Source organism: Micromonospora costi (assembly GCF_003626655.1).
GTDB classification, from domain to species: domain Bacteria; phylum Actinomycetota; class Actinomycetes; order Mycobacteriales; family Micromonosporaceae; genus Micromonospora; species Micromonospora costi.
Genome location: NZ_RBAN01000007.1, coordinates 228,499 through 253,005 on the forward strand (window position 1 = coordinate 228,499; position 24,507 = coordinate 253,005).

Sequence of the window (24,507 nt, forward strand, 5' to 3'; positions counted from 1 at the left end):
CTGGCCAGAGGTTGAATCCGTCCAACGCCCATGGGGAAGATCGTGATCCGCCGGACGCGAATCGTCCCGGTTTGTGAATCTGTCGGCGTGGAAACAGACGACGGCGGCGAACCCGTCGAGCTGCGTGTGCACGGGGTGTCGGGCGCGTCGGCGGAGAAGATCCTCGACCACCCCATCACGGCGCGCGTGGCCGGCGACCGCCACGCCGGGTTCTACCGGGTGCGGCCGGGAGTCGGCACGGCCGGCGGCGCCACGGCGGGGGTGGCCGTCGAGGCGTACCGCTGGGGGGCTCTGACCGCGGGCGCGGCGGTGCGTACGGCCTCGATGCTGCTGCTGTTGCCGTTCATGCTGAGCAACGTGGCGATCTGGCTGCGCCCGTCGTCCGCCGACCGGTTCGGTCTGCTCGGCGGGCTGTGTCGGCTGCTGGCCGGTTCCCTCACCATGTCGTTCACCCTGGCGATCGTCGGCGCCACGATGAACCTGGTGGGCTGGCAGTGCGTGCCGTACGTCCAGTGCCGGGAGGACCGCCCGTACCTGTCGTGGCTGGCCGCGCTGCCGGTGGCCCCCCGCCTGGCCGTGCTGGCGTTGGTCCCGCTGCTCTCGCTGCGGCTGTTCTGGTCGATCGGCGCCCGGTCGGCGCGCGCCTTCGAGGGGTTCGGCGCCTCGGCGCCGCAGCCGCCGTCCTCGGAGGCGACCGAGAACCTCAGCACGCCCGGTTTCTGGGACGACGCGCGGGTCACCTCCTGGCTGCGGCACATCCACGTCGGGCTGGGCGCCGGCACGGTCGACATCAGCCTGCTCATGGGCGTCTCCGACGGGTGGAATCTGGCCGGTCGGCTGCTGCTGTACGCCGCCGTCGGGCTGGTGGCGTTCTGCGTGGTGCTGCTCTGCCTGCCGGTGCCGGCGGGATCCGTACGGGCCCGGCGCTTCCTCCGCCTGCTCTGGGCGACCGCCGCCGCGGTCACCGTCCTGACCATCAGCTACGCCGCGTCCACCGGCGGGGTCCGGAGCACCGTCGGGCAGCTGCCCGGGTACGAGGGCAGCGTCGCCGGCCTCGTGGCGGCGCAGGGCCTCCTGCTCGTGCTGATCGCCGTCCTCACCCTCGCGCGGCAGCGGGCACACCCGGCCGGAGCCCGCCCGTTCCTGTACGGGCTCGGCACCCCGCTCGTGGCCGCGCTGTCGGTCAGCGTCGCGTCCGCGTTCACCGCCACCCTGGTCTTCCGGGTCGCCGACCAGCTCGACCGCGGGCGCATCCCCGACCCGTTCCGGCCGAACCCGCCGGCTCTCGGCCCGCTGGAGCCGCCGGTCACGTACTGGTGGGCCGCCCTCGCCGGGCTCACCGCACTGCTGTTCGTCACCGTGGCCGCCGCCGTCACGCTGCTGGCCAGCCGCCGAAGACGGCGGGCCCGCGCCCAACGGGTCATCGAGGAGGACTATCCGGACGCCCCCGCCGCCGCGCGGTCCCGGCTCGGCGCGGTCCGGGACACCATCGCCAGGTCGCACGTGACCGAGGAACTCGGCCCCGTCCTGGTCGCGTTCTTCGTGATCTCCTCGCTCGGCCTGGCCGCCGTCGTGCTCGACCTGGTGGGGGTCGGCCCCACCCAGATCGCCGCCCAGATCAGCGGGCACAGCCGCGGCACCGCGGTGCTCGCGGCGTACGTCACCGACGCCGGCATCTGGATCATCAGCCTGCTCGTCATCGGGCTGCTGATCGTCGGTTTCCGTGCCTACCGGTCCGCCGAGACCCGGCGGCTCGTGGCGGTCCTGTGGGACCTTGGCACCTTCTGGCCCCGCACCGTCCACCCGTTCGCGCCACCCTGCTACGCCGCCCGGGCCGTGCCCGAGCTGGCCAAGCGGGTGTCCGCCCTCGCCGCGCGGGGCCCGGTGGTGATCTCCGGGCACAGCCACGGGTCCGTCCTCGCCGCCGCCACCGTCCTGCAGCTGCCGTCCGCCGCGCTGTCCCGGGTCGCGCTGCTGAGCTACGGCAGTCCGCTGCACCGCATCTACGCCCGCCTCTACCCCGCCTACCTCGGTCAGCAGACCCTGTGTGAGCTCGGGAAACGACTCGACTGGCGCTGGCGCAACCTCTGGCGCGACACCGACCCGATCGGGGGGCCCGTCTTCGCCCGGCGCCGGGAACCTCCCTACCCGTGCGACGCCCCGGCCACCCAGGCCGTCGACGTCCGGCTCCGCGATCCCCGCGCCGTGACCGTCGACCCGGCGGACACGGTGCCGCCGCCGGTCGAGCGTCACTGGCCGTACCACACCCAACCGGAGTACCAGGCCGCCCTGCGGGAGCTCACCGACCAGATCCGTCCTCCGGGGCACGGTCCGCCGGCCGGCTGAGGCACGTCGGGGTGGGACTGCGGGACGGGTCGCCGGGCCGCACGGTGACCGGCGGGGACACCGCCCCGCCTCGGACCGGCGCTCCGCCGCGGATCCGGGGTCGATCCGGTGATCGATGCGGCCGGGCGAGACCCGGGGGGGGTAACGAGCCGCCTTCACGGCTCGTCACCCCCGTCGTGGCCTACCGGTGCCTGGTCAGCCGGCGCCACCGGCGCGGAACGCCACCCAGGCGTCGCTCATCCGGTCCGCCTGACCCGGCGTGAACATGTTCATGCAGGAGTCCTGCGTGTAGTCCATGAAGTTGTGGATCGGGTCCAGCCCCGGTGCCGTGCAGGTGTCCGCGCCCACCGGGCAGTCGAACTGCGGTGCGGCCTCCCGCGGGGTGTCGGCCACGAAGTCGCCGGAGGCGGAGCACCCGTGCGCGAAGGTGTGCTCCAGCATCAGCCAGTGCCCGACCTCGTGCGTCAGCGTGTCGCCCAGAGCGTACTTGCCCGCCGTCCCGCCCGGCATCGACTCGTCGAGCATCACCACGCCGTCGATGTAGTCGCGGCCGTCGTTGTAGTCCTTCGGGAAGTACGCCCAGCCGAGGAGCCCACCGCCGATGTTCGCGGCGTACACGTTCAGGGTGCGGGAGTCGCCGGTGTAGAGCGCCTTCTTCATGTCGCGCTCGTTCTTGCCCGGCACGACCGTGTACCAGTCGCTGTTCACCGTCCAGGTGGTCTCGACGAGCGAGAACCGGAACGGCGTGTCGGAGGCGTCCGGCGCGGTGCGGCCCGCGTACGAGTCGTTGAGCACCGTCATCTGCGCCGCGATCAGGGTGTTCCACCGGGCCTTCTCGGCCGCGCTCAGGGCGTGGTCGGAGATCATGTGGAAGACCGTGGGCACGGTGACGCTGCCGTTGGGCAGGCGTGGCGAATCCTTGATGACGCCGTAGGCGTTCGCCTCGTTCTTCGAGTACAGCTCCGGTTCCTTCGCGGTGGCGTCCTCGGTCACCCGCGCGCCGCTGTGCCCGTCGGCACCCGGCTCGCAGGCCACGACACCGGGGGAGGCGGTCTCGGGCGCTGCCGAGGCCATCGCCCCGGACGCCCCGCCGGCCGCGAGGAACGTCGCGGCGGTGGCGGTCAGAACCGCCAATTGGAAAGTGGGTCTCCTGCGCATCGTTGCACCTCTCACGCCTGGGGATGGAGACAAGGGCCGGATGGACGAAGAGGCCGGTGCTCGGCCGGCGACGAGATCCCTCCATCGGTACAGGGCGATGCCGCAGCCCGAGGCGTTACACGAGGCCATCGCCCCGGTCGGGATCCACGGATTCGGTGTGGGCCGCCGGGCCGGAGCGGCGTTAGGGTCGGCGGCATGGCCCCCCACCGGCTGACCAAGGACGAGGCCCGTCGGATCGCGATCCACGCGCAGGCGCTCGACGCGCCGCGCCCGACCGATCTCGTCGCCGTCGTCGAGCGCCTGACGATCCTGCAGATCGACCCCACGGCGGCCATCGCGCCGAGCGCCGACCTCGTCCTGTGGAGCCGGCTCGGCTCGACCTACGATCCGACCGAGCTGACCCGGGCCGTCGAGAGCGACCGCAGGCTCGTCGAGACGGTCGCGTACATCCGGTCCCCCCGCGACCTGCCCGCCGTGATCGCCGAGGTCCGCGACGCGCCTCTGCACCCCACCATCGGGGCGTGGCTTCGGGACAACGAGCCGTTCCGCCGCGACATCCTGGCGCTGCTGGAGAAGGCGGGGCCGCTGCTCTCCCGCGACATCCCGGACACGAGCGTCGTGCCCTGGCCGTCGTCGGGGTGGACCAACAACCGGAACGTCACCAAGATGCTGGAGGCCATGGCCCTGCGCGGGCAGGTGGCGATCTCCGGCCGCAAAGGGCGGCAGCGCTACTGGGATTTGCCCGAGCGGGTCTATCCCGCCGACCTGCCCGTCGTCGACCTCGACACGGCGGTCCGCCTCCGCAACGAGCGCCGGCTCGCGGCGCTGGGCATCGCCCGGTCCGCCGGCCCGCAGCTACCGGGCGAGCCGCCGTACGTCGGTGACGCCGGTGAGGAGGCCGTGGTCGAGGGCACGCCGGGCACGTGGCGGGTGCATCCGGCGTACGTCGGCCTGCCGTTCGAGGGGCGCACCGCCCTGCTGTCACCATTCGACCGGCTGATCCACGACCGCGTCCGCACCGAGCAGCTCTTCGGCTTCGAGTACATCCTGGAGATGTACAAGCCGCAGGACAAACGCCGGTGGGGCTACTTCGCCCTTCCCGTCCTCCACGGTGACCAGCTCGTCGGCAAGCTGGACGCGACGGTCGACCGCCGCGCCGGCACCCTGGTCGTCAACGCCGTCCACGAGGACGTCCGCTTCACCGAGACCACGACCGCCGCGGTCCGCGCCGAGATCGCGGACCTCGCGGCATGGCTCGGCCTGGAGGTCGTCGGCGTCTAGCGGCGGTCAGTGGGACGGGGTGTCGGCGTCGGCGAGCCGGTCGAGTAGCTCTCCCAGGAGGGCGTGCTCGCCGGGCGTGAGCAGGCCCGCCGCCCCGTCGAGCACGGCCTTCAGGCCGGCGGCGCGCTGGGCGTGGTCACGCCCGTCGGTGGGTGCCGCGCCGGTGACGGAGTTGATCGTCACCTCGCGCAGCCGCCGGGAGACGTCGAGATCGCGTTCCTCGGGCGGGGTGCCGATGAGGCCGAGGGTCACCCCGGTGCCGACGGCGTGGATCATGCGTACGGCCGTCTCGGCGCTGACCGTCAGCCGGCCCGCCGCCGCGACGCGCTCGACGAGCATCCGCAGCCACTGCATGGCCCGCTCGGCGGCGGCCGTGCGGTGCCCGGGGGCGGGCTGCCCGTACATCAGCAGGTACTGGGCGGGATGGTCGAGGCCGAACCGGACGTGCAGGTCCCATCCGGTGCGCAGGTCGCGGACCGGGTCGTCGGTGAGGGCCTGATCCTGCTTGTTCCGCAGGTAGGTCTCGAAACCGGAGGAGGTCACCGCGTCCAGCAGGCCGCGCATGTCGGTGAACAGCCGGTAGATCGTGGGCGGTTGGACGCCGGCCGCCGCACTCACAGCCCGCGTGGTCACCGCGTCCCGGCCCTGCGTCTCCAGCAGGGTCGCGGCCGCGTCGAGTATCCGTTGACGCACGTCGCCGCGTTCGGTGCCGCGCTCACCGACCCGCTCGCTGCCTCGATCACTGCCTCGCTCGCTCACGTGACAACGATAACAGCGCCTTGTTAGCGCAGTAATTATCACCGGCAACGGCGTATCGTTATCTGCGATACGGCGTTAGCGGCGATAACAGCTGGCGTCGAGCATCCACCAAGGCGTTCGGGGAGGACGACAGATGCGCATCAAGGGCAACACGATCCTCATGGCCGGGGGCACCTCCGGCATCGGCCGGGCCCTCGCGGTCCGGCTCCACGAGGCGGGCAACAAGGTCATCATCGCCGGCCGCCGCCGCGAGCTGCTCGACGAGATCGCGGCCGAGCACCCCGGCATCGAGGGCGAGGTCTTCGACGTGACCGACCCCGCCTCGATCCGGCAGCTGGCCGCCACCGTGACGGCGAAGCATCCGGACCTCAACGTGGTCGTCACGATGTCCGGAATCATGCTCCCCGAGAAGGTGCTCGACCCGGGCTCGCTCGACGTCGCCGAGCGCACGGTCGAGACCAACCTGCTCGGCACCATCCGGCTCGTCGACGCGTTCGCGCCGGTCCTCGTACGGCGGCCCGAGGCGGCGATCGTCACGGTCACGTCCGGCCTGGCGTACGTGCCGATGGCGATCACGCCGACCTACAGCGCGACCAAGGCCGCCGTCCACGCCTACACCGAGAGCCTGCGCGAGCAACTGCGGGAGACGTCGGTGCAGGTCATCGAACTGGTCCCGCCGCTGACGCGGACGACGCTCATGAACAGCGAGAACAACCCGCGCGCCCTGCCCCTGGACGACTTCGTCGCCGAGACCATGAGCCTGCTCGAGTCGCAGCCCGACGCCCGGCAGATCCTGGTCGACCGGGTCAAGCGGCAGCGCTTCGCCGAGGTGACGGGCGACTACGACGCGGTCTTCGCCATGCAGGCCGGCCGCTGAGCGAGCCCGCCGAGCGCGAGGCGCGGCCACGGGTGGCGGGTGCGGGACGACCGTCCCGCACCCGCCACCCGGCTACGGCCTCGTGCGTACGCCGTCCGGGTCGGTCAGGAGCGCCCGGCGGGCCGCTGCCGCGAGCCAGGACTGGGCCCGGTCGAAGGTCCAGCCACGGTCGCCCACGAGGGTGAACCAGGCCGGCTGGCCGAGGTGGAACCACAGCAGGTCGAGTGCCTCCGCACGGTCGATGCCCGGTGCCAGGCCACCCAGGGCCGCGAGCCGGTCGGCGACCGCCGCGAGGGCGTCGAGGTACGACCCGATCCCCGCATCGATCACCTCGCGCGCCGCGGCCTCGCCGGGCGCGTGGCGCAGCAGCCCGTACAGGGTCTCCCAGTGCCGCTCGTGGTCGCGGCGGGTGCCCTCGGCCGCGAGGTCGACGACGCGCCGCGGGTCGTCGGCCGCCGCCACGGCGGCCAGCGTCTCGCCGACGCTGGAGTCCTCCACGGCCGGCTGGAGGAGAGCGGACAGGATGCCCGATTTGCCACCGGCGCTCGCGTAGACGGTGGGAACGGCGACCCGAGCGGCCTTCGCGATGTCACCGACCGTGACGGCCGCATAGCCGTGCTCCAGGAAAAGGGCACGCGCGTTCGTGAGGATCGCCGCGCGCGTCGCGGCGGCGGCGACCGCACGCCGGGGTGAGTGATACCCGCTGCCCATCGGACGTATTCTAGCCCACATTGAAGATGGCTCTATTGAGTAAATGGCTCTATAGCGAACTACGCTCGGGCCTCATGACCACGGCACAGGAGCCACGCTCGGTGATCGAGACGCGGCTCACCCACGACACGCACCGCCGGGCGACGACGCTGCTGGCCGAGGCGGCCACGCGTCCCGCCGCCGACAGCGCGGCCCTCACCGAGCTTCGTGACTTCCTGGTGGCGACCCTGCGCCACCACCACGAGAGCGAGGACAACGACCTCTGGCCGCTGATCGAGGCGGTGGCGCCCGGCACGGCCAAGCCCTTCGAGGACCTGAGTCACGAGCACGACGCGCTGGACCGCGCGCTCGACGTGCTGGCGGCCGCGCCGGTGCCGGCCGAGGCCGACCGTGGCGAGCTGGCGACGGCCGCGGTGGCCGTGCGCGACCTTGTGCACCGCCACCTGGAGCACGAGGAGCCGCTGCTCTTCCCGGCCCTGCGGGCGCACGTCTCGCCCGAGGCGTGGGACGCCTTCGCCCTGAAGGTGATCGCCACCACGCCGCCCGCCGGCGCGGGCCTCCTCATCGGCTTCTTCGACGAGGTCGGCACCGCCGTGGAGGTCGAGTTGATCCTGTCCTCGCTCCCGGCGCCCGCGCAGCAGGCTGTTCCGGCCATGCGGGCCCACTCCCGGGCCGTGCTCGCCGCCCTGCGCGCGGCCTGAGCCGACGCGGCCACAGTCGCCCGACGCCGACCGGGTGCGCCGGACACCGCCACCACGGCGGCAGGCGTACCCGGTCGCGCGTCTCCGGGACCGGCCCACCCTCCGGGCTGGCGGGCGCGGACCGCTGACGCGGGCGGTCAGACGAACAGGCAGAAGGGGTGGCCAGCGGGGTCGAGGTGGACCCGTACGTCGTCCTGCGGCTGGAAGTCCGCCACCGTGGCGCCCGCGGCCACCGCGTGGGCCGAGGCCGCGTCGAGGTCGTCCACCTCGATGTCGAGGTGGGCCATCATCTGCGGCTCGCCGGGGCCGGCCGGCCACACCGGCCGTACGTACGCCGGCTCGGTCTGGAAGGCGAGTCCGGCGCCGCCGCCCGGAGCGCGCAGCACGACCCACTCCGGCTCGTCCTCGGTGCGCGACCAGCCGAGCAGGCGTTCGTAGAACCCGGCGAGCGCCCGGGCGTCGGGCGCGTCCAGCACGGTGGAGATCAGGGTCAGTCGTGGGGTGTCCGCCATGGACCGCTTCCTACCCACGGATCGGCCCACGGCACACCCCGACCGGCTCAGTCCGGATCCGACCGCCGCCAGAACTGGCGCGGCGCGTACCCGTCGCGCCGCAACCAGTGTTCGGTGTAGACGATGCGGTCCGCCTCGACCACGACGAGCGGGTCGGCCGGCGGTTCGTCCAGGGAGCGGGAGCGTTCCACGTGGTCGGACTGCCAGCGGACGGCTTCCCAGTAGTGCTCCCGGTCGGGATCGTCGGGCGTGAGCACCCGCGCCCGGCCGAATACCTGCGCGCCGCGGCTGCTGGCCTGACCGACGAGGGGCGCGAAGACGCCGATCGACACCCGCGGGTCGGCGGCGATGTTGCGCATCTTCGGGGACGCGCCGAACGCGGTGAACATCAGCGCGAAGTCGAGATGGAAGTAGCGCACCGGCGTGGCCAGCGGCCCGTCGGGCCCGGACGTCGCGAGCACGCACATGTTCTGCGACGACAGCAGGTTGAGGATGCGTTCCTCGAGGTGGCGCCGGTCGAGCCGCTTGCGGGGCGCCGGGCCGGCCAGCCAGGGATTGGTCACGGGCATGAGTGATCCTCCCATCGTCCGCGGGGCCCTCCGCCGGACACCCGCTGCGGAGCCCCGCCGGACACTGTGGAGAACCCGCTGAACCGATTCCGGGCGGGGCTCGTGTGGATGCCGAACCGCTTCCGGACGTACTGGAAACGGCCAGACACCCCTGGAGACCCCGACATGATGCGCAAGCATTTCGTGCCCTTCGTTGCCCTCCTGGCCGCTGGCGTGGCGACGCTGACCGCGTGCGGCTCGACCCAGGAGGCGCCGCAGCCGGCGCGCGCCGACGTGGCGGCCACCAGTCAGCCCGCACCCTCCGCGGCCGGCGGCGGCGCGGGTGACCTGTCGCTGCTTCCCGGCACCGCGAAGTCCAACAACTCGCCGGCCGGCACCGGCGACTGGGCGGTGCCGAACGGTGGCGTGCCGGCCGAGGCCGTGCGCCAGTCGGCGCAGAAGTGGGTGCAGTTGACGGCGAGCCGGGCCGGTGACCTCGACCCCGTGGTCGTCAACGGTGCCGGTTTGACCCTCTACCGCTTCGACAAGGACAGCAACAACCCGCCCACCTCGAACTGCGACGGGGACTGCGCGGTCACCTGGCCGCCGGTGACGGTCGCCCCGGGCGGCAAGATCTTCATCGCGGGCATCAAGAAGTCGGCCATCGGCACGGTCCGGCGCGCCGACGGCGCGCGGCAGGTCACCATCAACGGTTGGCCGGTCTACCGCTTCGCCAAGGACACCAAGCGCGGTGACACCCTCGGTCAGGGCGTCGGCGGCACCTGGTTCGGTGTGACCCCGACCGGTGGGAAGGCCGGTGTGCCGGCCGGCGACGGAACCGCCCCGGACAACGGTGCCGCGACGCCCGCCACCAGCGCCGTCTTCTTCGACGACGCCAACTTCAGCGACAACGGCGCCTCGCAGGGTGTCGCCGGCAGTGGCTGCCAGAACCTGAGCCGCCCCGGTGTCGCGTCGTCGGTCGCCGCCCCCGGCTCGCTCAAGATCTGGACCGGATCGAACTGCACCGGCCGCTCGATGGTGATCAACGGTGACGTCCCCGACCTCGCCACGATCGGCTTCGACGACGTCGTCGCCTCGGTCCGCTTCAGCTGACCGGTCGATCGCCACAACGGGTGTGCCGGTCCGGCTTCTCGCCGGGCCGGCACACCCGTCGTCGTATCCGCGCCGAACCGGTGGCCGACGCGCTCCCGGCCGGCGTTCCAGGCGGCGCGGGGCGCCGTGAAGGGGAAGGTGCGTGAAGATGACGGTTCGCAGCGGCCCGGCGCGGACGCTCGTCGGGGTGGCGCTCGCGGCGGCGGTGCTGCTCGGCGGATGCGCCCGTTCGGTGGGCGGGACCGCCGACGCCGAGCGGTGGAGCGCCACCAAGGTCGCCGGTCTGGAGATCACCACCGGTGAGAGTGGGCCCCGCCCGGGAGTGGCCGACTCGCGGCTGGTGGCGGTCGGCGGTGACGACGGCGAGCTGGACCGGCTCGCCCGCAACGCGGTCGACGACGTGCAGCGGTACTGGTCGGAACAGCTGCCATCCGCCTTCGGCCGCCGGTTCGACCCGGTCGGCACGCTGATCTCGTACGACTCCACCGGGCCGGACGCCACGGTCTGCGGCACCAGCACGGCGGGCGCGGTGAACGCCTTCTACTGCGGGCCCGACGACTCGGTGGCCTGGGACCGGGGGCAACTGCTGCCGACCCTGAACGACTCCTTCGGCCCGATGTCGGTGGTGGCCGTGCTCGCCCACGAGATGGGGCACGCGGTGCAGTTCCGGCTCGGCACGGCCGACGGACGGACCAGCTCGATCGTCAAGGAGCAGCAGGCCGACTGCTACGCCGGGAACTTCTTCCGCTGGGTGGCCGAGGGCGACGCCCCGCATTTCCGGCTCTCCACCGGGCCCGGCCTCAACCAGATCCTCGCCGCGCTCTTCTTCATCCGCGACGCCGCCGGCACCGGGTTCGACGCCGCGGGGGCCCACGGCAACGCGTTCGACCGGGTCTCGGCGTTCCAGTTCGGCTTCGGTGAGGGCCCGGCACGGTGCGCCCGGATCGACGAGGGCGAGGTGCGCCGGCGGATCACCCAGCCGGCCAGTGCTCAGGCGGCGCCGCCCGACGCGGACGACGGCAACCTGCCGGTGGCCGACCAGGATGCGCTGCAGGCGCTCCACCAGACGCTGCGTGCCGCGTTCGACCAGCCCGGCGCGGCCTCGCCGGTGATCAGTACGACCCCGCCCGCCTGCCCCGAGGTGACCGGCACCGCCCCTGCCTCGTACTGCCCCCGCACGAACGTCGTCGGGCTCGACCTGGCCGACCTCGCCAGCATCGGCACGCCGCCCGAGCAGGGCACGGGTGGCGGACTGGGGGACTTCGCGGCGTTCGCCGAGGTCGCCTCCCGGTACGCGCTCGCGGCGCAGCACGCGGCCGGCTATCCGCTCACCGGGCTGGCCACGGCCCAGCGGACCGCGTGCCTCACCGGGTTCTGGGCGGCGACGATCGTGGTGGGCCGCGGGGCGCTGCTCCAACTGTCCCCGGGCGATCTGGACGAGGCGGTCGCGGAGATGCTCGCGCCGCGGAGCCTCATCGCCGCGGACGTCAACGGTGCGGGCATCCCCTCCGGGTTCGCCCGTGTGGAGGCCTTCCGGGACGGCTTCTCCGGTGGTGGGACCGCCCCCTGTCTCGCGAAGTACCGGTAGGGAGCCGCGCGAGGACTCCGCCCCGGCCGGCAGTTCGGCCGGGGCGTACTTCTACAGCCGGACGCTGGCGTACGCCTTGCCGCCGGTGGTCTCGACCCGGATGGCGTCGATCTGGGCCGGGTCGATCAGCGCGCTGCCGTCGAGCGTGGTGCCGTCGGCGGCCCCCTTGGCCGACACGAGCCAGCTGCCCGCCATCACGGTGCTGCCGTCCTTGCCGATCACCATGAGGCGACAGGCCTCGCCCTCCGGAACGCCGGACACCGCGGCGTTGATCCGTACCCAGCCGGCGGCGGGAGTGACGGCGACGGTGATCCGGGCGCCGGTCGTCGGGTCGGCCGCGCTCGCGTACCGGGTCGCCGGGTCGGTGGAGGTCATGGTCGTCGACGGCGAGGGCTGGGCCTCGATGTCGGGGGTGCCGCCGGTCGCGCGGCCGAGCACGGCGCCACCCGAGATGGCGGCGGCGACGACCACCGCCGCGGCGGCGCCCACCAGCACCCCACGGCGCTGCCTCCGGCCGGACGATTCGCGGCGAACCTGCCGCAGGGTGCGCTGCAACAGCAGGTCACCGCCCTCCGGCGGCCCGTCGAGCAGCATCGCCTCCGGCACCGCTTCGAGCGCCGTCTTCCACTCCTGGAGCGATTCGACCTCGGCCCGGCACTCCGCGCAGCCCGCCAGGTGATCCTCTACCTGCCGGATCTGCTCCTGGTCGAGCTCACCCATCAGATAGCCGCCAATGTCCACGTGGTCACTGGCCGGCATCGAGCTGTCGGATTTCATGAGGCAGACCGTTCCACCCCGACTGGGCGTCCCGCGACATCGCGCAGTGCCCGGAGTGCGTAGTAGGAGCGTGATTTGACCGTGCCCGGCGGGATGCCCAACGCCTTCGCGGCTTCCGCGACTGTACTCCCCAGTAGGTATACCTGTTCCAGCACCTCACGGTGCTCCTGGGACAGGCGGCTGAGCGCGTCCACCACCACCACGGAGTTGACCACCTGGTCCGCGTGGTCCCGCTCGACCGCGACGTCGGTCGGGCTCTCCGGCACCTCGGTCGGCCGTGCCTTCCGGGCCCGCACCGTGTCGGTGACGATGTTGCGCACCACGGTGAGCAGCCACCCGCGTACCGAGCCCTTGCCGTTGACCAGGCTGTCCGGGTGACGCCAGGCCCGCACCAGCGCCTCCTGGACGACGTCCTCCGCGGCGGCGCGGTCCCGGGTCAACTGCGTCGCGTACGCCAACATGGCGCGACCGTGCTCCTCATACAGGGATCGGATCAGGGCTTCATCCGCGACCTCTTGCCGACGAACGGGCTTTGAACCCGCCATTCCTACCACCCTCTGCTGGCCCACGATGCCGATCTCGATCGGTGCCCAGACAGGATGCGCCAGCGCTCTTCGTGCACGAGAGATCACGGACCCGTGTGTATCTTCCGTCACTTTGTTGCCTCGTCAAGTACCTGTGTCGGTCGGTGCGGCCGCCTTGCTGCCGTCCGGTGACACCACGAACCAGAGCCCGTCGACACCCTGCCCGGAGATCTGGCCGGGCACCTGGTCCTCGGCGAAGCGGTACACCGGCCAGCCGCCCACGGTCACCTGCTGCGTGCCGTCCGGGCGGGCCACCGCCCCGAGCTTCGCGGGGTCGAGGTTCGCGAACTTGATCTTCTCGCTCACCAGCACCGGTAGCCACTGCAGGAGGCAGCCCTCCGTGCAGGTCGACCGCGACGGCGCGGAGCTGTCCTTGTCGAACCGGTAGAGGGTGAAGCCCTGCCCGTCGAGCACGACCGGCCCCAGCTCCGGGTTGTCGCCGAGCTGCAACGATGCCGGCCAGTACCCGCCGTCGGGACTGCGCCGCCCGAGATCGTCCGGCGCGCCGGCGGCCGGCAACTGCTGCTGCGCCGCACCGGCGTCCGGCCGCGGCGAGTCGCCGGCGTCCGGCCGCGGCACCGCGACCGGGTCGGTCACCGTCGTGGTGCAGGCGGTCGCGAGCAGCGCCACGGCCAGGGTCAGGGAGCCGAGGAGCGTACGGGGGACGAGTGCCTTCATCGCCACACCAATCATTCAGCAGGAACGGACAGAGGGAAGGTGCTCAGCCCCGGGTGACCAGGGTGCGGCGACCCCGTGGCGTCGGGCGGTCGAGGTCCAGCCCGAGCACCCCGACGTCCAGGGACCCGTCGGGACCCGACTCGAACCGCCAGGCGGCGTTCGGCGCCTCGCCGACGACCAGCACCGCCGCCGTGTTGCCGGACAGCGCCGCCAGCGCACCCAGCCGCTCCAGCTCGGACGGCGGGAGCGTGGCGGTGACCAGCACCAGGTGGTCGCGCAGCCCGTCGGCCGGGGAGTCGCCGGACGGCAGGACCTCCCGCGCGTCGGCGGTGACCCGGATCCGATCCGCGTGCGGCCAGAGCTGGGGCGGCGGGCCGACGACGGTGATCGCCACGGACGCCGCGGCAGGGTCGCGGCTGATGTCGTCGAGGATGGCGCCCGCGACCCGCAGCGCGCTCGCCTCGTCCCCGGTGAGCGCGACGATCCCCGGCGCACGCCCCAGGTTGACGACGGCCAGCTCGCCGCCGACCGTGCCCACGGTGGCGAGCAGCGGCAGGCCGGACCGGCCCTCGCCGCCCTGGTCGAGCTGCCAGCTCGGCGCGTCCCAGATGGCGCCCCGCTCCCGGGCCTGCCACGGGGGCGGGGCCTCCGGCAGCGCGGGCGCCAGGCGCAGCGAGACCCGGTCGGCACCGATCAGCGCCGCGTACACCTGGGCGTGGCCGGCCTGCGTGGCGAGCTGCCGCATCGCGCGGTCCAGGACCGCCCGAGAGCCGGGCGGCGCCGACGGCGGCGGCGGTGCCACGGTCGCGGTGCGGCGTCGGCGCAGGAGCAGCGGCGCCAGCGCGGCGGCGGCCACCAGCAGGACGCCCACGCCCAGCAGCATCGCCACCAGCGGTGGGAGACCGAGGACCCGCGTCCCACCACCCCCCTGGACCGCGGCCGGCTGGGCCCCCGCCGTCGCGGCCTGTTGTGGCTGACCGGCCGACGGCGCGCCAGCCTGCTGACCGGCCGACGGCGTGGCGGGCTGCTGGTCATCGGACGGCGGGTCCGGCCGCTGGTTGGCCGGCGGTGCGGCCGTCGGCGGCGGGCCGATCCGGATCTCGCCGGAGGTCGCACCCTCGGGGAGGATGAAGACCCAGCCGGCGCGGATCGGCTGCGCCGGATCGGTCAGCACCAGCCCGTCCGGTTGCGTCCGCCCCTTGTTGAGCTCGAAGAGTTCCTGCCAGCGGTGGCTGTCGCCGAGTGTCCGGTCGGCCACCCCGGCCAGGGTCAGGTCGCTCTCCGTGCCGGGTTTCCCCGGCACCACCCAGTACGGCACCGAGGGCTCCACGGCGCTCGCCGTCCCCGGGGGGAGCGGAAGGAGCAACAACGCCAGCGTGGCCGCGACGGCCAGCAGTAGGCACCCCGCCGGCCGCGACGAACGGTGTAAGGCGGTACGGAGCAGCCTGCGCATGGATACCTCACAGCGATGTCGTGACTCGAACGGGTGGGCCGGACGCGCGGACGTCGGCGATCCGAACACGTACTCAGGACCGAACGGGTTCATCCGGGCTCGGATCGGTGGAGGCTGCCGGCCCGCTCACCTGCCAGCCCGCTCACCTGCCGGCCCCACGTCGATGGCGCGAAGCGGGGACCTGCCGGGGTCAGTCGGTTTCGGTGAGGACCTCGCGCAGCGCGCTGGCGAAGAGCCTCATCGACGCGGAACCACCCGGGTTGAGCAGCACGTCGACGCCCTCGGGCAGCAGCGCCACCAACTTGGCGCTACTCACCTGCCGCCAGTCCGCAGCTCGCACCCGAAGCTGGTCCGTCGCGCCGGTGGCGACCAGCACACACGGCGCGCCGTCGGGAGCGGGTGCCACGATGACGTCGCCCTCGTCGTCGACCGCGACCTGGGTCAGACTGTCCCGCAGCGCGAGCAGCACCAGGTTCGGCTCGGCACGCCCCGCCACGACCAGCTTCGCCGCCGCGTCGACCGGGCCGGTCGGCGCGTCCTCGCCTCTGGGCACGTAGAGCGGGTTGGGCTCGAACGCGCCAACGCTTCCGTCGTCGTTGACGAGCCAGCCGCCGACGATCGACTCCACCGGCGGCACCGCCCCGGACTGGTCGTCCGCCTCTGGTGGCGGCGACCAGTCACTGTCGAGCAGCAGCATCCAGTTACGGTCCAGACCGGTGTCGCTCTGTTCACTCACGTGCCCACTCCTTACTGAGATCACCGCTCGGCCTCGGCGCTCGATCGCCGCTCATGTCCGGCGTCCGCAGTCGCTGGCTGTCATGGGGGAACGTTCACGTGCTGAAGTCGAGCAGCGGGTCGCCGAAGTCCAAAGGAGGTAGCTGCGGCGGAGTGGCTGCGGGCGGAGCGGCCGCGGGCGGAGCGGCTGCGGGCGGAGCGGCCGCCGGAGAAGGATGCGGTGCGCCGCCTCCGGGAGACACCAGCGGGCGGAACTCGCCCTTGTTGGAGACCGCGATGGTGGCGAAATCCGAGCCGGGGAAGCCGACCTTACCCTGGAAATCCTTCGGCCGAGTGGTCCACACGGTGTCGGTCGCCGCGAAGATCTGCCGATTGTTGCCCAGATCCTGCATCACCTGGCTGAACCCCGGGGCGACCTTGCCGTCCTTCGCCCCGAAACTGCAGGCGATCATGGCGATCGAACTGTCCGGGTTGGCGCCGCTCGCATCCTTGAACACCGTGTTGTGGTGCAGGACCTTGGCGAATTCCGCACCCGATACGTTGACCTTCTTGCCATTCTTCAACAACAGCCCGACGTCGTTCGGACTGCTGTGCGCCATGACGAACATCGGGTCGCTCGCGTCCCCGGCCCAGGGTGCGCGACGGAGCTGGTCGAACTCGAAGTCCGGCTGCGGCCCGTCCTTCCGCCCCCCTGCCGCCTCGGTCGGCCGCTCACCAGGCACGCTCTTGAAGACCGCTCGCCCGTCGGGGGCCAGATCCGGGCCCCGATACTTGCCGGTCGAGACGTTGGTGTCCACTTTGGCCCACGCGGCGCGGGTCTCGCTGTCGCGGGCACTCAACGGGAAACTCACGCCGATCTGCTTGCCGTCACTGTTGGTCAGCGGTTCGGCCCGGACGTCGTCGATGTTGAAGCGCGTCTTGAATCCGAAGCGGTTCCTGCCGACGATGGTGTTCTCGTCCGCCTTGGTTCCGGGCTTGAACCGCGCCGCCAGGTCACTCAGGTTCTTCCCGGCGGACGAGAACGCACCCTTGATCGTCTTGCCCGGGCCGTAGCTCGTCGCGCCCGCGTCCAGACCCTTCGTGGCGCCGCCGCCGTTGAGTCCGCGGGTGGCTCCTTCGATGCCGCCCTTGACGGTTCCGGAGAGTGCGCCGCTGCCTTTGACCGCGAATTTCATGAAGCGGGCGGCGATGCGCCCGCCGGGGATGAGGCCGAGGGCCATGCCGCCGGCGGCGAGTCCGATTTCGGCGGGGTTTCCGCCGAGGACGGCTGAGGCGAGGTCGATGGCGCCGGAGAGCAGGCCGATGGCTTCGCCGAGTGGGGGGAAGATGAAGGATGCGATGACGGAGAGCACGTCGAGGACCGTGGTGATCCATTCGATGACGGTGCTGCGGAGGAACTCGATGAAGGCGTGGAACGCTTCGGCGATCTTTTCCCAGAGGGAGCGCTGGGGGGCGTCCTTGGCGAGGTGCCGTAGCGTTTCGGCGGCGGCGTGGGCGGCCTGGTCGCGTAGGGCGGTTGCCTGGCCGAGGAGTGATTTGGCCTGGTCGAGGGCCTGCCGGGCGTCGTCCGCCCGGTTCTGGGCGGCGGTGACGTCGTCGTCGGCCTTGTCCTTCGCGGCCTTCGCGGCGTCCGTGTCGCCGGTGAGGGCGGTGAGCGCGGCCTGCGCCGACGACAGTGCCGCTTGTGCTGCGCCCTGGTCGCCGGAGGCCTGCCGGGCCTGGTCCAGGGCCCGCAGTGACATCGTCTGCGCCTCCTCCAGCGACGGGAGGTAGCGCAGGTAGGCGTCCGCGGCCGCGGCGTAGGAGTGGGCCATGGTGTCCAGCCGGGGCGGCAGCTTGCCGATGAGGTCCTTGAAGGCCTCCATGGCCTTGCCCTGGCCGACGTCGATCTGGCCGCCGCCGGCGAGCAGGTCGTGTGCCTCCTGGGTGGTGCGGGCCAACTCCTGGTAGGCGCGGGTGATCTCCTCGAAGGACTCCGGATCACCCGGTACCGGGTCGGAGTCGAGTTCCAACACCGACCACTCGGCGTCACCCGGACGCGTCATGACCAACCTCCCCGTCGCTCCGTCTCGACAGCGGAGATCCTGCCCATGGCTACCTCATTCGCTTTCGTCGTTGCTTGCGCCCGATGCCGGGGTGGTCAGCGGAGATCGGTGGCGGGCAGCCGCACCTCGAGTGCGCTGCCGGGGTTGATCACCAGGTATCGGTCACCGATCGGCTCTACGAGTTCCCGGACCGGGCGGCGCTCCCAGTAGGGCCAGTCGGCCGGGTCGGGCAGGTAGCGGTCCGAGGTGAACACGTGCACCACCGGCCGATCCAGGCCCGCGTCCAGATCGGCGATACCGACCCCGGGCACATGGGGTACGAACACCGTCGCCTCACGCAGCGCGTTGCGGACCTGGTCGTCCCCGCCGAGGCCGGTGACCGCCATCTGCAAGGCGCCCTCCAGCTCGTTCGCCGGGACGGGGAACCCGAGCGCGGCCGGAGTCGGCCGGTAGTTCGGGTTCCGCTGGAACTCGTCGCTGATCTCGCCCCGCTCGTCCACCCGGAACGCGCCGATGACCGCCCAGCCGGGCACGTCCTCGGCCTCCTCGAATGCCGGATCGACCGCGTAGATCCAGCTGTCCGGGGCCTGCCTCGCCTGCCGGCGCATCTGGTCGGTCACCGTCGGCGGTGGCGCTGTCGTCACCATTGCTCTCCTCTCCTCGCCCTGACTCGTGCCCTGCTCACTGACCACTGGTGCCCGCCACTAACTTGCTGCGCCGGCCTTAATCTTGTCCGGGTCGACATAGCGGCCGTTGTCTTCCCGCACGTTCATCTGGAAACCCTCATCGGGGTGGTGGTCGATTCGAACGTTGGCAAAGCCGTCCTTCATCACACCGGTCGCGTTGTAGTGGTGGTCGACGCGGTACGCGCCGATGATCTTCTCCGGTGGGATGTCCCCGATGGCGGCCCATTCGTCCTGGTACTTCTTGTCCCCCAGTGGCGTTTTCTCGAAGGCATCCTTCGTGGCCGGGGCCTCCATCTGTGTGGGCGCGTGGACCATCGGCACGTCCCTGGTGTCGATCGCGTATATCCAGCCCTCGTGCTTCTCGTACTGCTTGGGAGCGCCACCGAAGAACCCCGTCGGCTTCGGCCCCGGCCGGAGGACCTTGTAACCGTTGTCCGTGAGGCTAGGGCGAACGAATTGCAGGGCGACATTCGGGTTGCCGGTGGTGGAAACGAAACCACTGCCGCGCGAATTGTGCATGTGGTCCGGCAGGTTGAAATGTGGTGTCTTACCGTTCCGGGTTGCGTCGGACTTCAACCCGGTCTCGAAGATGCCTATTACGCGGCCGTCCTTGACGTCCTTCGGTCCGACCTCGGAGCCGTGGAACAGGATTCCGGGCTTCGGCGGGTTCGCCACCGGCTGCGGTCGCACCTGGGCGAACGGATTGGCGTTGCTCGGTCCTGGCACGGGCCCGGTGTCGGGCAGGCTCCGGGCGTCGTTGCCCCCGCCCGGAGAGCCCGGGGTCTTGCTCGCCGAGCCGGCGGTGCAGGTCAGGCCGAGCGGATCGGCTGCCGCGTACGGGTTGGGTACGTAGCTCGCCGGATCCGGCGCCGGCGCGAGGCCGAGCGGGTCCTGGCTGACGTACCGGCCGCTGATCGGGTCGTAGTAGCGGTACACGTTGTAGTGCAGACCGGTCTCTTCGTCCAGGTACTGCCCTGGGAACCGCAGCGGGATCACGCCTGATGCGTCGCCACCGGGGACCGCACCCCACAGGCTGGCGTCGTTGCGCCATGCCAGCTCGCCGTCGGCGTCGACGAGGTCGGTGGGCGTGCCGACCAGGTCGGTGACGATCGCGTAGAAACGCTCGCCGACCTCGTCCCGCTCGTCCCGGACAGTCTGAGCCACCGGGCGCTGCTCGTCCGGGTGGTACTCCCAGGTGGTCACCCGGGTGCGGCCGTACTCGTCGGTGTGTGCCTGCTCGACCAGCAGTGACCCGTCCCAGACGAAGTCCACCTGCTCGACCGGGGCCGTGTCGTCGCCGCCGACGAGCCGCTGCTTGGCGATCCGCCGACCCAGCGGGTCGTAGCGGTAGCGCCAGCGGTCGCCGTCCGGCGTCCGCACCCCGACCAGCCGGTCGTGGGCGTCCCATTCGAAGTGCCACGTGCGGTCCCCGCCGGCCGGGTCGGTGAGCGTCCGGCTGACCATCCGGCCCTGCGCGTCGTACCGGTAGCGGACCCCGCCCGCCTCGGTGACCAGGTTGCCGTCGTAGCGCAGCTCCCCGGCGAACGGCAGGCCGGACACCCGGGCCGACGTCAGGTTGCCGGTCGCGTCGTACCGGTAGTCCTCGACCCGGCCCGCGCCCCGGACGGCGAGCACCCGGCCCGCCTCGTCCAGGGTGAAGTCGACCCGGCCCGTGGCATCCTCGTCGATGCCGGCGAGCAGACCGTCGGCCCGGTAGTCGAACCGGCGCTGCCGCAGGCCGGGCAGCACCTGTGCGGCGAGCTGCCGGTCGGTGCCGAACGTCTGCTCGAGCACCACCCGGCCGTCGAGGCTGCGCCGCAGCTCCCGGCCCTGCCCGTCGTGCCGGAAGCCGAGCGTGTGCCCCGCGGTGACCAACGAATCGAGGTTGCCGAACGGGTCGTACGCCCAGACGCTCTCCGACCCGTTGGGGGTGCGGCGGCGCCGAGCGCCGGTGCGGTCGTCGTAGCGGAAGGAGAGGGTACGGCCGTTCGTGGTGTGGGCCACCACGCGCCCGGCCTCGTCGCGCTCGATCACCAGCTCGGCATCGGCGTTCTCGGCCGCCACCAGCCGACCGACCGCGTCGTAGCGGTACCGGGTGGTGCCGGACACGGTCCGGCGCTCGACCACGTTGCCCAGCAGGTCGTGCTCGTACTCGGTGGCCTCACCCAGCCCGTTCGTCGACCGGATCAGCTGACCGGCCGCGTCGTAGTCGTACCGCCGTACCCGGCCGTTGAAGTCGACCTCCTCGACCAGCCGGCCTGCCGGGTCGTAGGTGTAACGCCACTCCAGGCCGCGGGGATCGGTGACCCGGGTCAGCCGCAGCTCGGCGTCGTACTCGTAGCCGGTCCGGGCGCCGGCGGCGTCCACGGTGGCCAGCACCAGGTCGAACGGGCCGTACTCGGTGCGGGTCACGTGGCCCGCGGCGTCGATCCGCTCGACCGGGTTGCCCTCGTCGTCGTAGCGCACCCGGTCGAGCTGGCCGCGCGCGCCGATCCGGTGGGCCTGGCTGCCCGCGAGCGCGGTGTCCCGGACCGGGTCGTCCGCCCGCAGCCGGTCGTAGTCGAACGGCTCCGCCACTCCGACCGGCCCGGCGGCCGGGTCCGGCGCGGTGGGGTAGCTGCGGGTAAGCGTCCGCTCCCCGGCCCGCACGGTGATCGTGGCGGCAGCGCCGACGGCCGTGACCCGTGCCTCGGTGCCGTCCGGACGGATCATCCGTCGCAACGCGCCGGCGTCGTCGTACTCGTAGCGGGTGGTCCGGCCCAGCGGGTCGGTCCGCGACAGCAACTGGTTGTACCGGCCCCACTCGAAGCGTGTCGTGTTGCCCAGCGGATCGGTCTCGGCGACGACGTGGTGCGCCTCGTCGAAGCGGTAGATGGTGACGTGGCCGAGCGAGTCGGTGTACGTGGTGATGCGCTGGTCGAGGTCGTACACGAGGGTGCCGTTGAGGAAGCCGTCCGCGCCCTCGGTACGCACGCAGCGGCCGTCGGCGTCGTACATGTACCGGTACTCCACACCGTTGCGGTCCTGCCAACCGACCACTCGACCGGCGTCGTCGTAGCTGAACCGCATCGGCTGGCCGGACGCGTTGTCGACCTCCACGAGCCGGCCCTGCTCGTCGTAGCGGTACGCGGCGATCAGGCTGGTGGGGCGTCCGCCGGGTTCCGTCCGGTGCAGGGCGGTGATCCGGTTGTCCGAGGTGGTGACCGCGATCCACTGCCCGTCCGCGTGCCGCAGCGCGACCGGGGCGTGCTGCGCGTCTCGGGTGACCTCCAGCCGGTTGCCCTTCCGATCGGCGACCAGCGCGAGCCGCCCGACCGCACCGGAGAGGAGGAAGAGAGTGCTCCGGCCGGCCAGTGGGTCGGTCACGACGGCCGTGCCGTCGGCGTGGACGGTCAGCGGCCAGCGAGGCCCTTCCTCGGGAAGGACTGTGTCGCCCGCCTGCAGCGGCGGATAGACCAGGATCGTGCCGTCGGGGCCGAAGTAGCAGACGCCCTGTGCGTCGAATTCCAGTCGCTGGTCGAGAGTTGACGCCCACGACGGCCCGAACCAGCCGCCGGCGCGGTAGGTGGAGAGGTGGGTTCGCTCGAGCACCATCGGCATGGGGGCCGGCAGGTCCAGGTCGATCTGGGAGAGCACCATCTCGCCGGTGGCAACGTCGACCGGGTCCGTGACGCACTTGCGTACGTCGATCGACAGTGAGGTGTCCTTCGGTACGGGCGGGCGGTTGGCGCCTGCGCCCTTGCCGGGCAGTCCACCCCCGATCGTCTTGCCGCCGCCGCCGTTGAGTCCGCGGGTGGCTCCCTTTACGCCATCTCCGGCCAAGCCGAGGGCCTTGCCACCCTTCGCGGCGAACTTCATGAACAGCGCGCCGGCCCGCCCGCCGGGGATGAGGCCGAGGGCCATGCCGCCGGCGGCGAGTCCGATTTCGGCGGGGTTTCCGCCGAGGACGGCTGAGGCGAGGTCGATGGCGCCGGAGAGCAGGCCGATGGCTTCGCCGAGTGGGGGGAAGATGAAGGATGCGATGACGGAGAGCACGTCGAGGACCGTGGTGATCCATTCGATGACGGTGCTGCGGAGGAACTCGATGAAGGCGTGGAACGCTTCGGCGATCTTTTCCCAGAGGGAGCGCTGGGGGGCGTCCTTGGCGAGGTGCCGTAGCGTTTCGGCGGCGGCGTGGGCGGCCTGGTCGCGTAGGGCGGTTGCCTGGCCGAGGAGTGATTTGGCCTGGTCGAGGGCCTGCCGGGCGTCGTCCGCCCGGTTCTGGGCGGCGGTGACGTCGTCGTCGGCCTTGTCCTTCGCGGCCTTCGCGGCGTCCGTGTCGCCGGTGAGGGCGGTGAGCGCGGCCTGCGCCGACGACAGTGCCGCTTGTGCTGCGCCCTGGTCGCCGGAGGCCTGCCGGGCCTGGTCCAGGGCCCGCAGTGACATCGTCTGCGCCTCCTCCAGCGACGGGAGGTAGCGCAGGTAGGCGTCCGCGGCCGCGGCGTAGGAGTGGGCCATGGTGTCCAGCCGGGGCGGCAGCTTGCCGATGAGGTCCTTGAAGGCCTCCATGGCCTTGCCCTGGCCGACGTCGATCTGGCCGCCGCCGGCGAGCAGGTCGTGTGCCTCCTGCGTGGTCCTCGCCAACTCCTGGTAGGCGCGGGTGATCTCCTCGAAGGACTCCGGATCACCCGGTACCGGGTCGGAGTCGAGTTCCAACACCGACCACTCGGCGTCACCCGGACGCGCCATGACCAACCTCCCCTGTCGCCGTCTGGTCCCCCCGCAACCGGGCTGGGTGCCGGGAGCCGACTCGCACACGTAGGCGACCGAAGATCGGTTCAGCACTGAACCGCAACGCCACGCCGTCCGTGTACGGCGCGGAGTTGCTGTGACGGCACCGGAGGGAATCGGGGATGAGCGAGCGAACCGGCAGGCTCGGCGCGGCGGTGCCGGCATGAGCGTGATCGACGTACCCGGTGCGGAGCTGGAGCGGGTGCACGACCTGCTGCAGCGCACCAAGGACCTGATGGACAGCGCACCGATCAGGTCCATGGGTCATGTGGTCGACACGCTCGGCCAGCGTGACCTGCAGAAGGCTGCCCACGACTTCGAGAAGCGGTGGGGTGACGGCCGCCACGTCGTGGCGAAGGACCTCGAAGGGGTACGCGACGCCGCGAAGGCGGTCGCCGACGCGTTCCGGGAGACGGACGAGCAGACCGTCAACGCCCTCACCAACCCGGACGACGGGGGAAGCAAATGACCAGCCCGGTGACCGGCGCGACGGCGTCGACCCCGACCCCGACCGGCTTCGTGCTGCGCACGCCGGAGGACTGGGTGGACTACTCGGTCGCGGACGAGGCGAGCGAGAACCGGATGGCGCAGGAGGTGTGGGCCCGCGCCCGGGACGGCGGCTTCTCCGAGGAGCAGGCCGGTCAGTACGCCGAGCGGCTGCGCCGGTCGGTGCGTGCGGCCCGCCGCGCCGGCGCGGTGCACGCCGCCGGCGTCTTCCAGCTGTACGAGGACGGCCCGCTCACCGCGACGGTGCTGGTCTCGGTGGTCACCCCGCCCGCGACGGGCGACATCATCGGGGCGCTCACCGCCGTCGGGCAGCCCACCTGGGCGGACGGGACGTGGCGTCGGGTGAGTACGGCCCAGATCCCCGGGATCGGCACGGTCGGCCGGGTGCACGGCATCCAGAACGTGACCGAGGACGGGGCGACGATGCGCTGCGCCGTGATGCACACGGTCGTGCCGCTGCCGGGCTCACCGGACGTCCTCGTGGTGACCGGGTCGAGCCCGAACCTCGCCGAGGCGGAGGAACTGTTCGAGCTGTTCGCCACGATCACCGGGACACTGGCGTTCACCTGGGAGGACGAAGCCTCGGCGCTCGCGTCCCCCCAGGCTTCCGTGGGGGAGTCGGCGACCGGGGGGTGAGTCGCCGACGCACGTCAGGGGGGCACCGGAAGGTGCCCCCCT

General features: G+C 72.1%; 21 protein-coding genes. 8 read left to right on the forward strand and 13 right to left on the reverse strand.

Annotated elements, in window-relative coordinates:
• The first annotated feature begins 87 nt into the window (after positions 1-87).
• Positions 88-2,346 carry a hypothetical protein gene (locus D7193_RS29875; RefSeq protein ID WP_120782980.1) on the forward strand — a complete coding sequence of 753 codons (2,259 nt, stop codon included), beginning with the start codon at positions 88-90 and terminating at the stop codon, positions 2,344-2,346.
• A gap of 195 nt (positions 2,347-2,541) precedes the next feature.
• Here the strand turns inward: D7193_RS29875 and D7193_RS29880 are convergent, their stop codons facing one another.
• Positions 2,542-3,480 carry a zinc metalloprotease gene (locus D7193_RS29880; RefSeq protein WP_241563622.1) on the reverse strand — a complete coding sequence of 313 codons (939 nt, stop codon included), beginning with the start codon at positions 3,478-3,480 and terminating at the stop codon, positions 2,542-2,544.
• 219 nt (positions 3,481-3,699) lie between these two features.
• On the opposite strand from D7193_RS29880, the gene D7193_RS29885 reads away from it, so the two are divergent.
• Positions 3,700-4,785, forward strand: a complete 1,086-nt coding sequence (locus D7193_RS29885) for a DNA glycosylase AlkZ-like family protein (protein ID WP_120782982.1) — start codon at positions 3,700-3,702, stop codon at positions 4,783-4,785.
• Between the two features lie 6 nt (positions 4,786-4,791).
• Here D7193_RS29885 and D7193_RS29890 read toward each other — a convergent pair whose 3' ends face one another.
• Positions 4,792-5,544, reverse strand: a complete 753-nt coding sequence (locus D7193_RS29890; RefSeq protein ID WP_120782983.1) for a TetR/AcrR family transcriptional regulator — start codon at positions 5,542-5,544, stop codon at positions 4,792-4,794.
• A 133-nt stretch (positions 5,545-5,677) separates the two neighbouring features.
• On the opposite strand from D7193_RS29890, the gene D7193_RS29895 reads away from it, so the two are divergent.
• Entirely contained in the window at positions 5,678-6,421 is a 744-nt protein-coding gene (locus tag D7193_RS29895) for an SDR family oxidoreductase (protein ID WP_120782984.1), read from the forward strand.
• Positions 6,422-6,493: 72 nt separating this feature from the next.
• Here D7193_RS29895 and D7193_RS29900 read toward each other — a convergent pair whose 3' ends face one another.
• Complete coding sequence (locus D7193_RS29900) at positions 6,494-7,132, reverse strand: TetR/AcrR family transcriptional regulator (protein ID WP_120782985.1); 639 nt, start codon at positions 7,130-7,132, stop codon at positions 6,494-6,496.
• Positions 7,133-7,206: 74 nt separating this feature from the next.
• Here D7193_RS29900 and D7193_RS29905 point away from each other — a divergent pair, with 74 nt between their 5' ends.
• Positions 7,207-7,833 (forward strand): hemerythrin domain-containing protein, encoded by a 627-nt coding sequence (locus tag D7193_RS29905; protein ID WP_120782986.1) that lies wholly within the window; start codon positions 7,207-7,209, stop codon positions 7,831-7,833.
• Between the two features lie 137 nt (positions 7,834-7,970).
• On the opposite strand, the gene D7193_RS29910 is transcribed toward D7193_RS29905, so the two are convergent.
• Both D7193_RS29910 and D7193_RS29915 read right to left on the reverse strand, forming a co-directional pair.
• Positions 7,971-8,345, reverse strand: coding sequence for a VOC family protein (locus D7193_RS29910; protein ID WP_120782987.1), 375 nt, complete (start codon positions 8,343-8,345; stop codon positions 7,971-7,973).
• Between the two features lie 47 nt (positions 8,346-8,392).
• A complete protein-coding gene (locus D7193_RS29915) occupies positions 8,393-8,914 on the reverse strand; it encodes a pyridoxamine 5'-phosphate oxidase family protein (protein WP_120782988.1) in 522 nt (173 codons plus the stop codon).
• A gap of 165 nt (positions 8,915-9,079) precedes the next feature.
• Between D7193_RS29915 and D7193_RS29920 the strand changes: the two genes are divergently transcribed.
• Positions 9,080-10,006, forward strand: coding sequence for a hypothetical protein (locus D7193_RS29920; RefSeq protein WP_120782989.1), 927 nt, complete (start codon positions 9,080-9,082; stop codon positions 10,004-10,006).
• 148 nt (positions 10,007-10,154) lie between these two features.
• A complete protein-coding gene (locus D7193_RS29925) occupies positions 10,155-11,594 on the forward strand; it encodes a neutral zinc metallopeptidase (protein WP_120782990.1) in 1,440 nt (479 codons plus the stop codon).
• Positions 11,595-11,645: 51 nt separating this feature from the next.
• On the opposite strand, the gene D7193_RS29930 is transcribed toward D7193_RS29925, so the two are convergent.
• The 8 genes from D7193_RS29930 to D7193_RS29965 form a co-directional block, all read right to left on the reverse strand.
• Positions 11,646-12,371: an anti-sigma factor gene (locus D7193_RS29930; RefSeq protein WP_120782991.1), complete on the reverse strand. Its 726-nt coding sequence runs from the start codon at positions 12,369-12,371 to the stop codon at positions 11,646-11,648.
• Positions 12,368-12,916, reverse strand: a complete 549-nt coding sequence (locus D7193_RS29935) for a sigma-70 family RNA polymerase sigma factor (RefSeq protein ID WP_120783034.1) — start codon at positions 12,914-12,916, stop codon at positions 12,368-12,370. Before D7193_RS29935 ends, D7193_RS29930 begins: the two co-directional genes overlap by 4 nt.
• A 123-nt stretch (positions 12,917-13,039) precedes the next feature.
• Complete coding sequence (locus D7193_RS29940; protein WP_158674885.1) at positions 13,040-13,633, reverse strand: hypothetical protein; 594 nt, start codon at positions 13,631-13,633, stop codon at positions 13,040-13,042.
• Positions 13,634-13,676: 43 nt separating this feature from the next.
• Complete coding sequence (locus tag D7193_RS29945) at positions 13,677-14,999, reverse strand: LysM peptidoglycan-binding domain-containing protein (protein WP_147434476.1); 1,323 nt, start codon at positions 14,997-14,999, stop codon at positions 13,677-13,679.
• A 277-nt stretch (positions 15,000-15,276) separates the two neighbouring features.
• Positions 15,277-15,822: a type VII secretion system-associated protein gene (locus D7193_RS29950; protein WP_120782994.1), complete on the reverse strand. Its 546-nt coding sequence runs from the start codon at positions 15,820-15,822 to the stop codon at positions 15,277-15,279.
• 94 nt (positions 15,823-15,916) lie between these two features.
• Positions 15,917-17,866: a putative T7SS-secreted protein gene (locus D7193_RS29955; protein ID WP_120782995.1), complete on the reverse strand. Its 1,950-nt coding sequence runs from the start codon at positions 17,864-17,866 to the stop codon at positions 15,917-15,919.
• 95 nt (positions 17,867-17,961) lie between these two features.
• Entirely contained in the window at positions 17,962-18,513 is a 552-nt protein-coding gene (locus tag D7193_RS29960) for a type VII secretion system-associated protein (RefSeq protein ID WP_120782996.1), read from the reverse strand.
• A 57-nt stretch (positions 18,514-18,570) separates the two neighbouring features.
• Complete coding sequence (locus tag D7193_RS29965; RefSeq protein WP_120782997.1) at positions 18,571-23,280, reverse strand: DUF6531 domain-containing protein; 4,710 nt, start codon at positions 23,278-23,280, stop codon at positions 18,571-18,573.
• A 205-nt stretch (positions 23,281-23,485) separates the two neighbouring features.
• On the opposite strand from D7193_RS29965, the gene D7193_RS29970 reads away from it, so the two are divergent.
• Positions 23,486-23,791 carry a hypothetical protein gene (locus D7193_RS29970; protein WP_120782998.1) on the forward strand — a complete coding sequence of 102 codons (306 nt, stop codon included), beginning with the start codon at positions 23,486-23,488 and terminating at the stop codon, positions 23,789-23,791.
• Positions 23,788-24,465, forward strand: a complete 678-nt coding sequence (locus D7193_RS29975; RefSeq protein ID WP_120782999.1) for a hypothetical protein — start codon at positions 23,788-23,790, stop codon at positions 24,463-24,465. The genes D7193_RS29970 and D7193_RS29975 overlap by 4 nt, the downstream gene beginning before the upstream one ends.
• Positions 24,466-24,507: the final 42 nt, after the last annotated feature.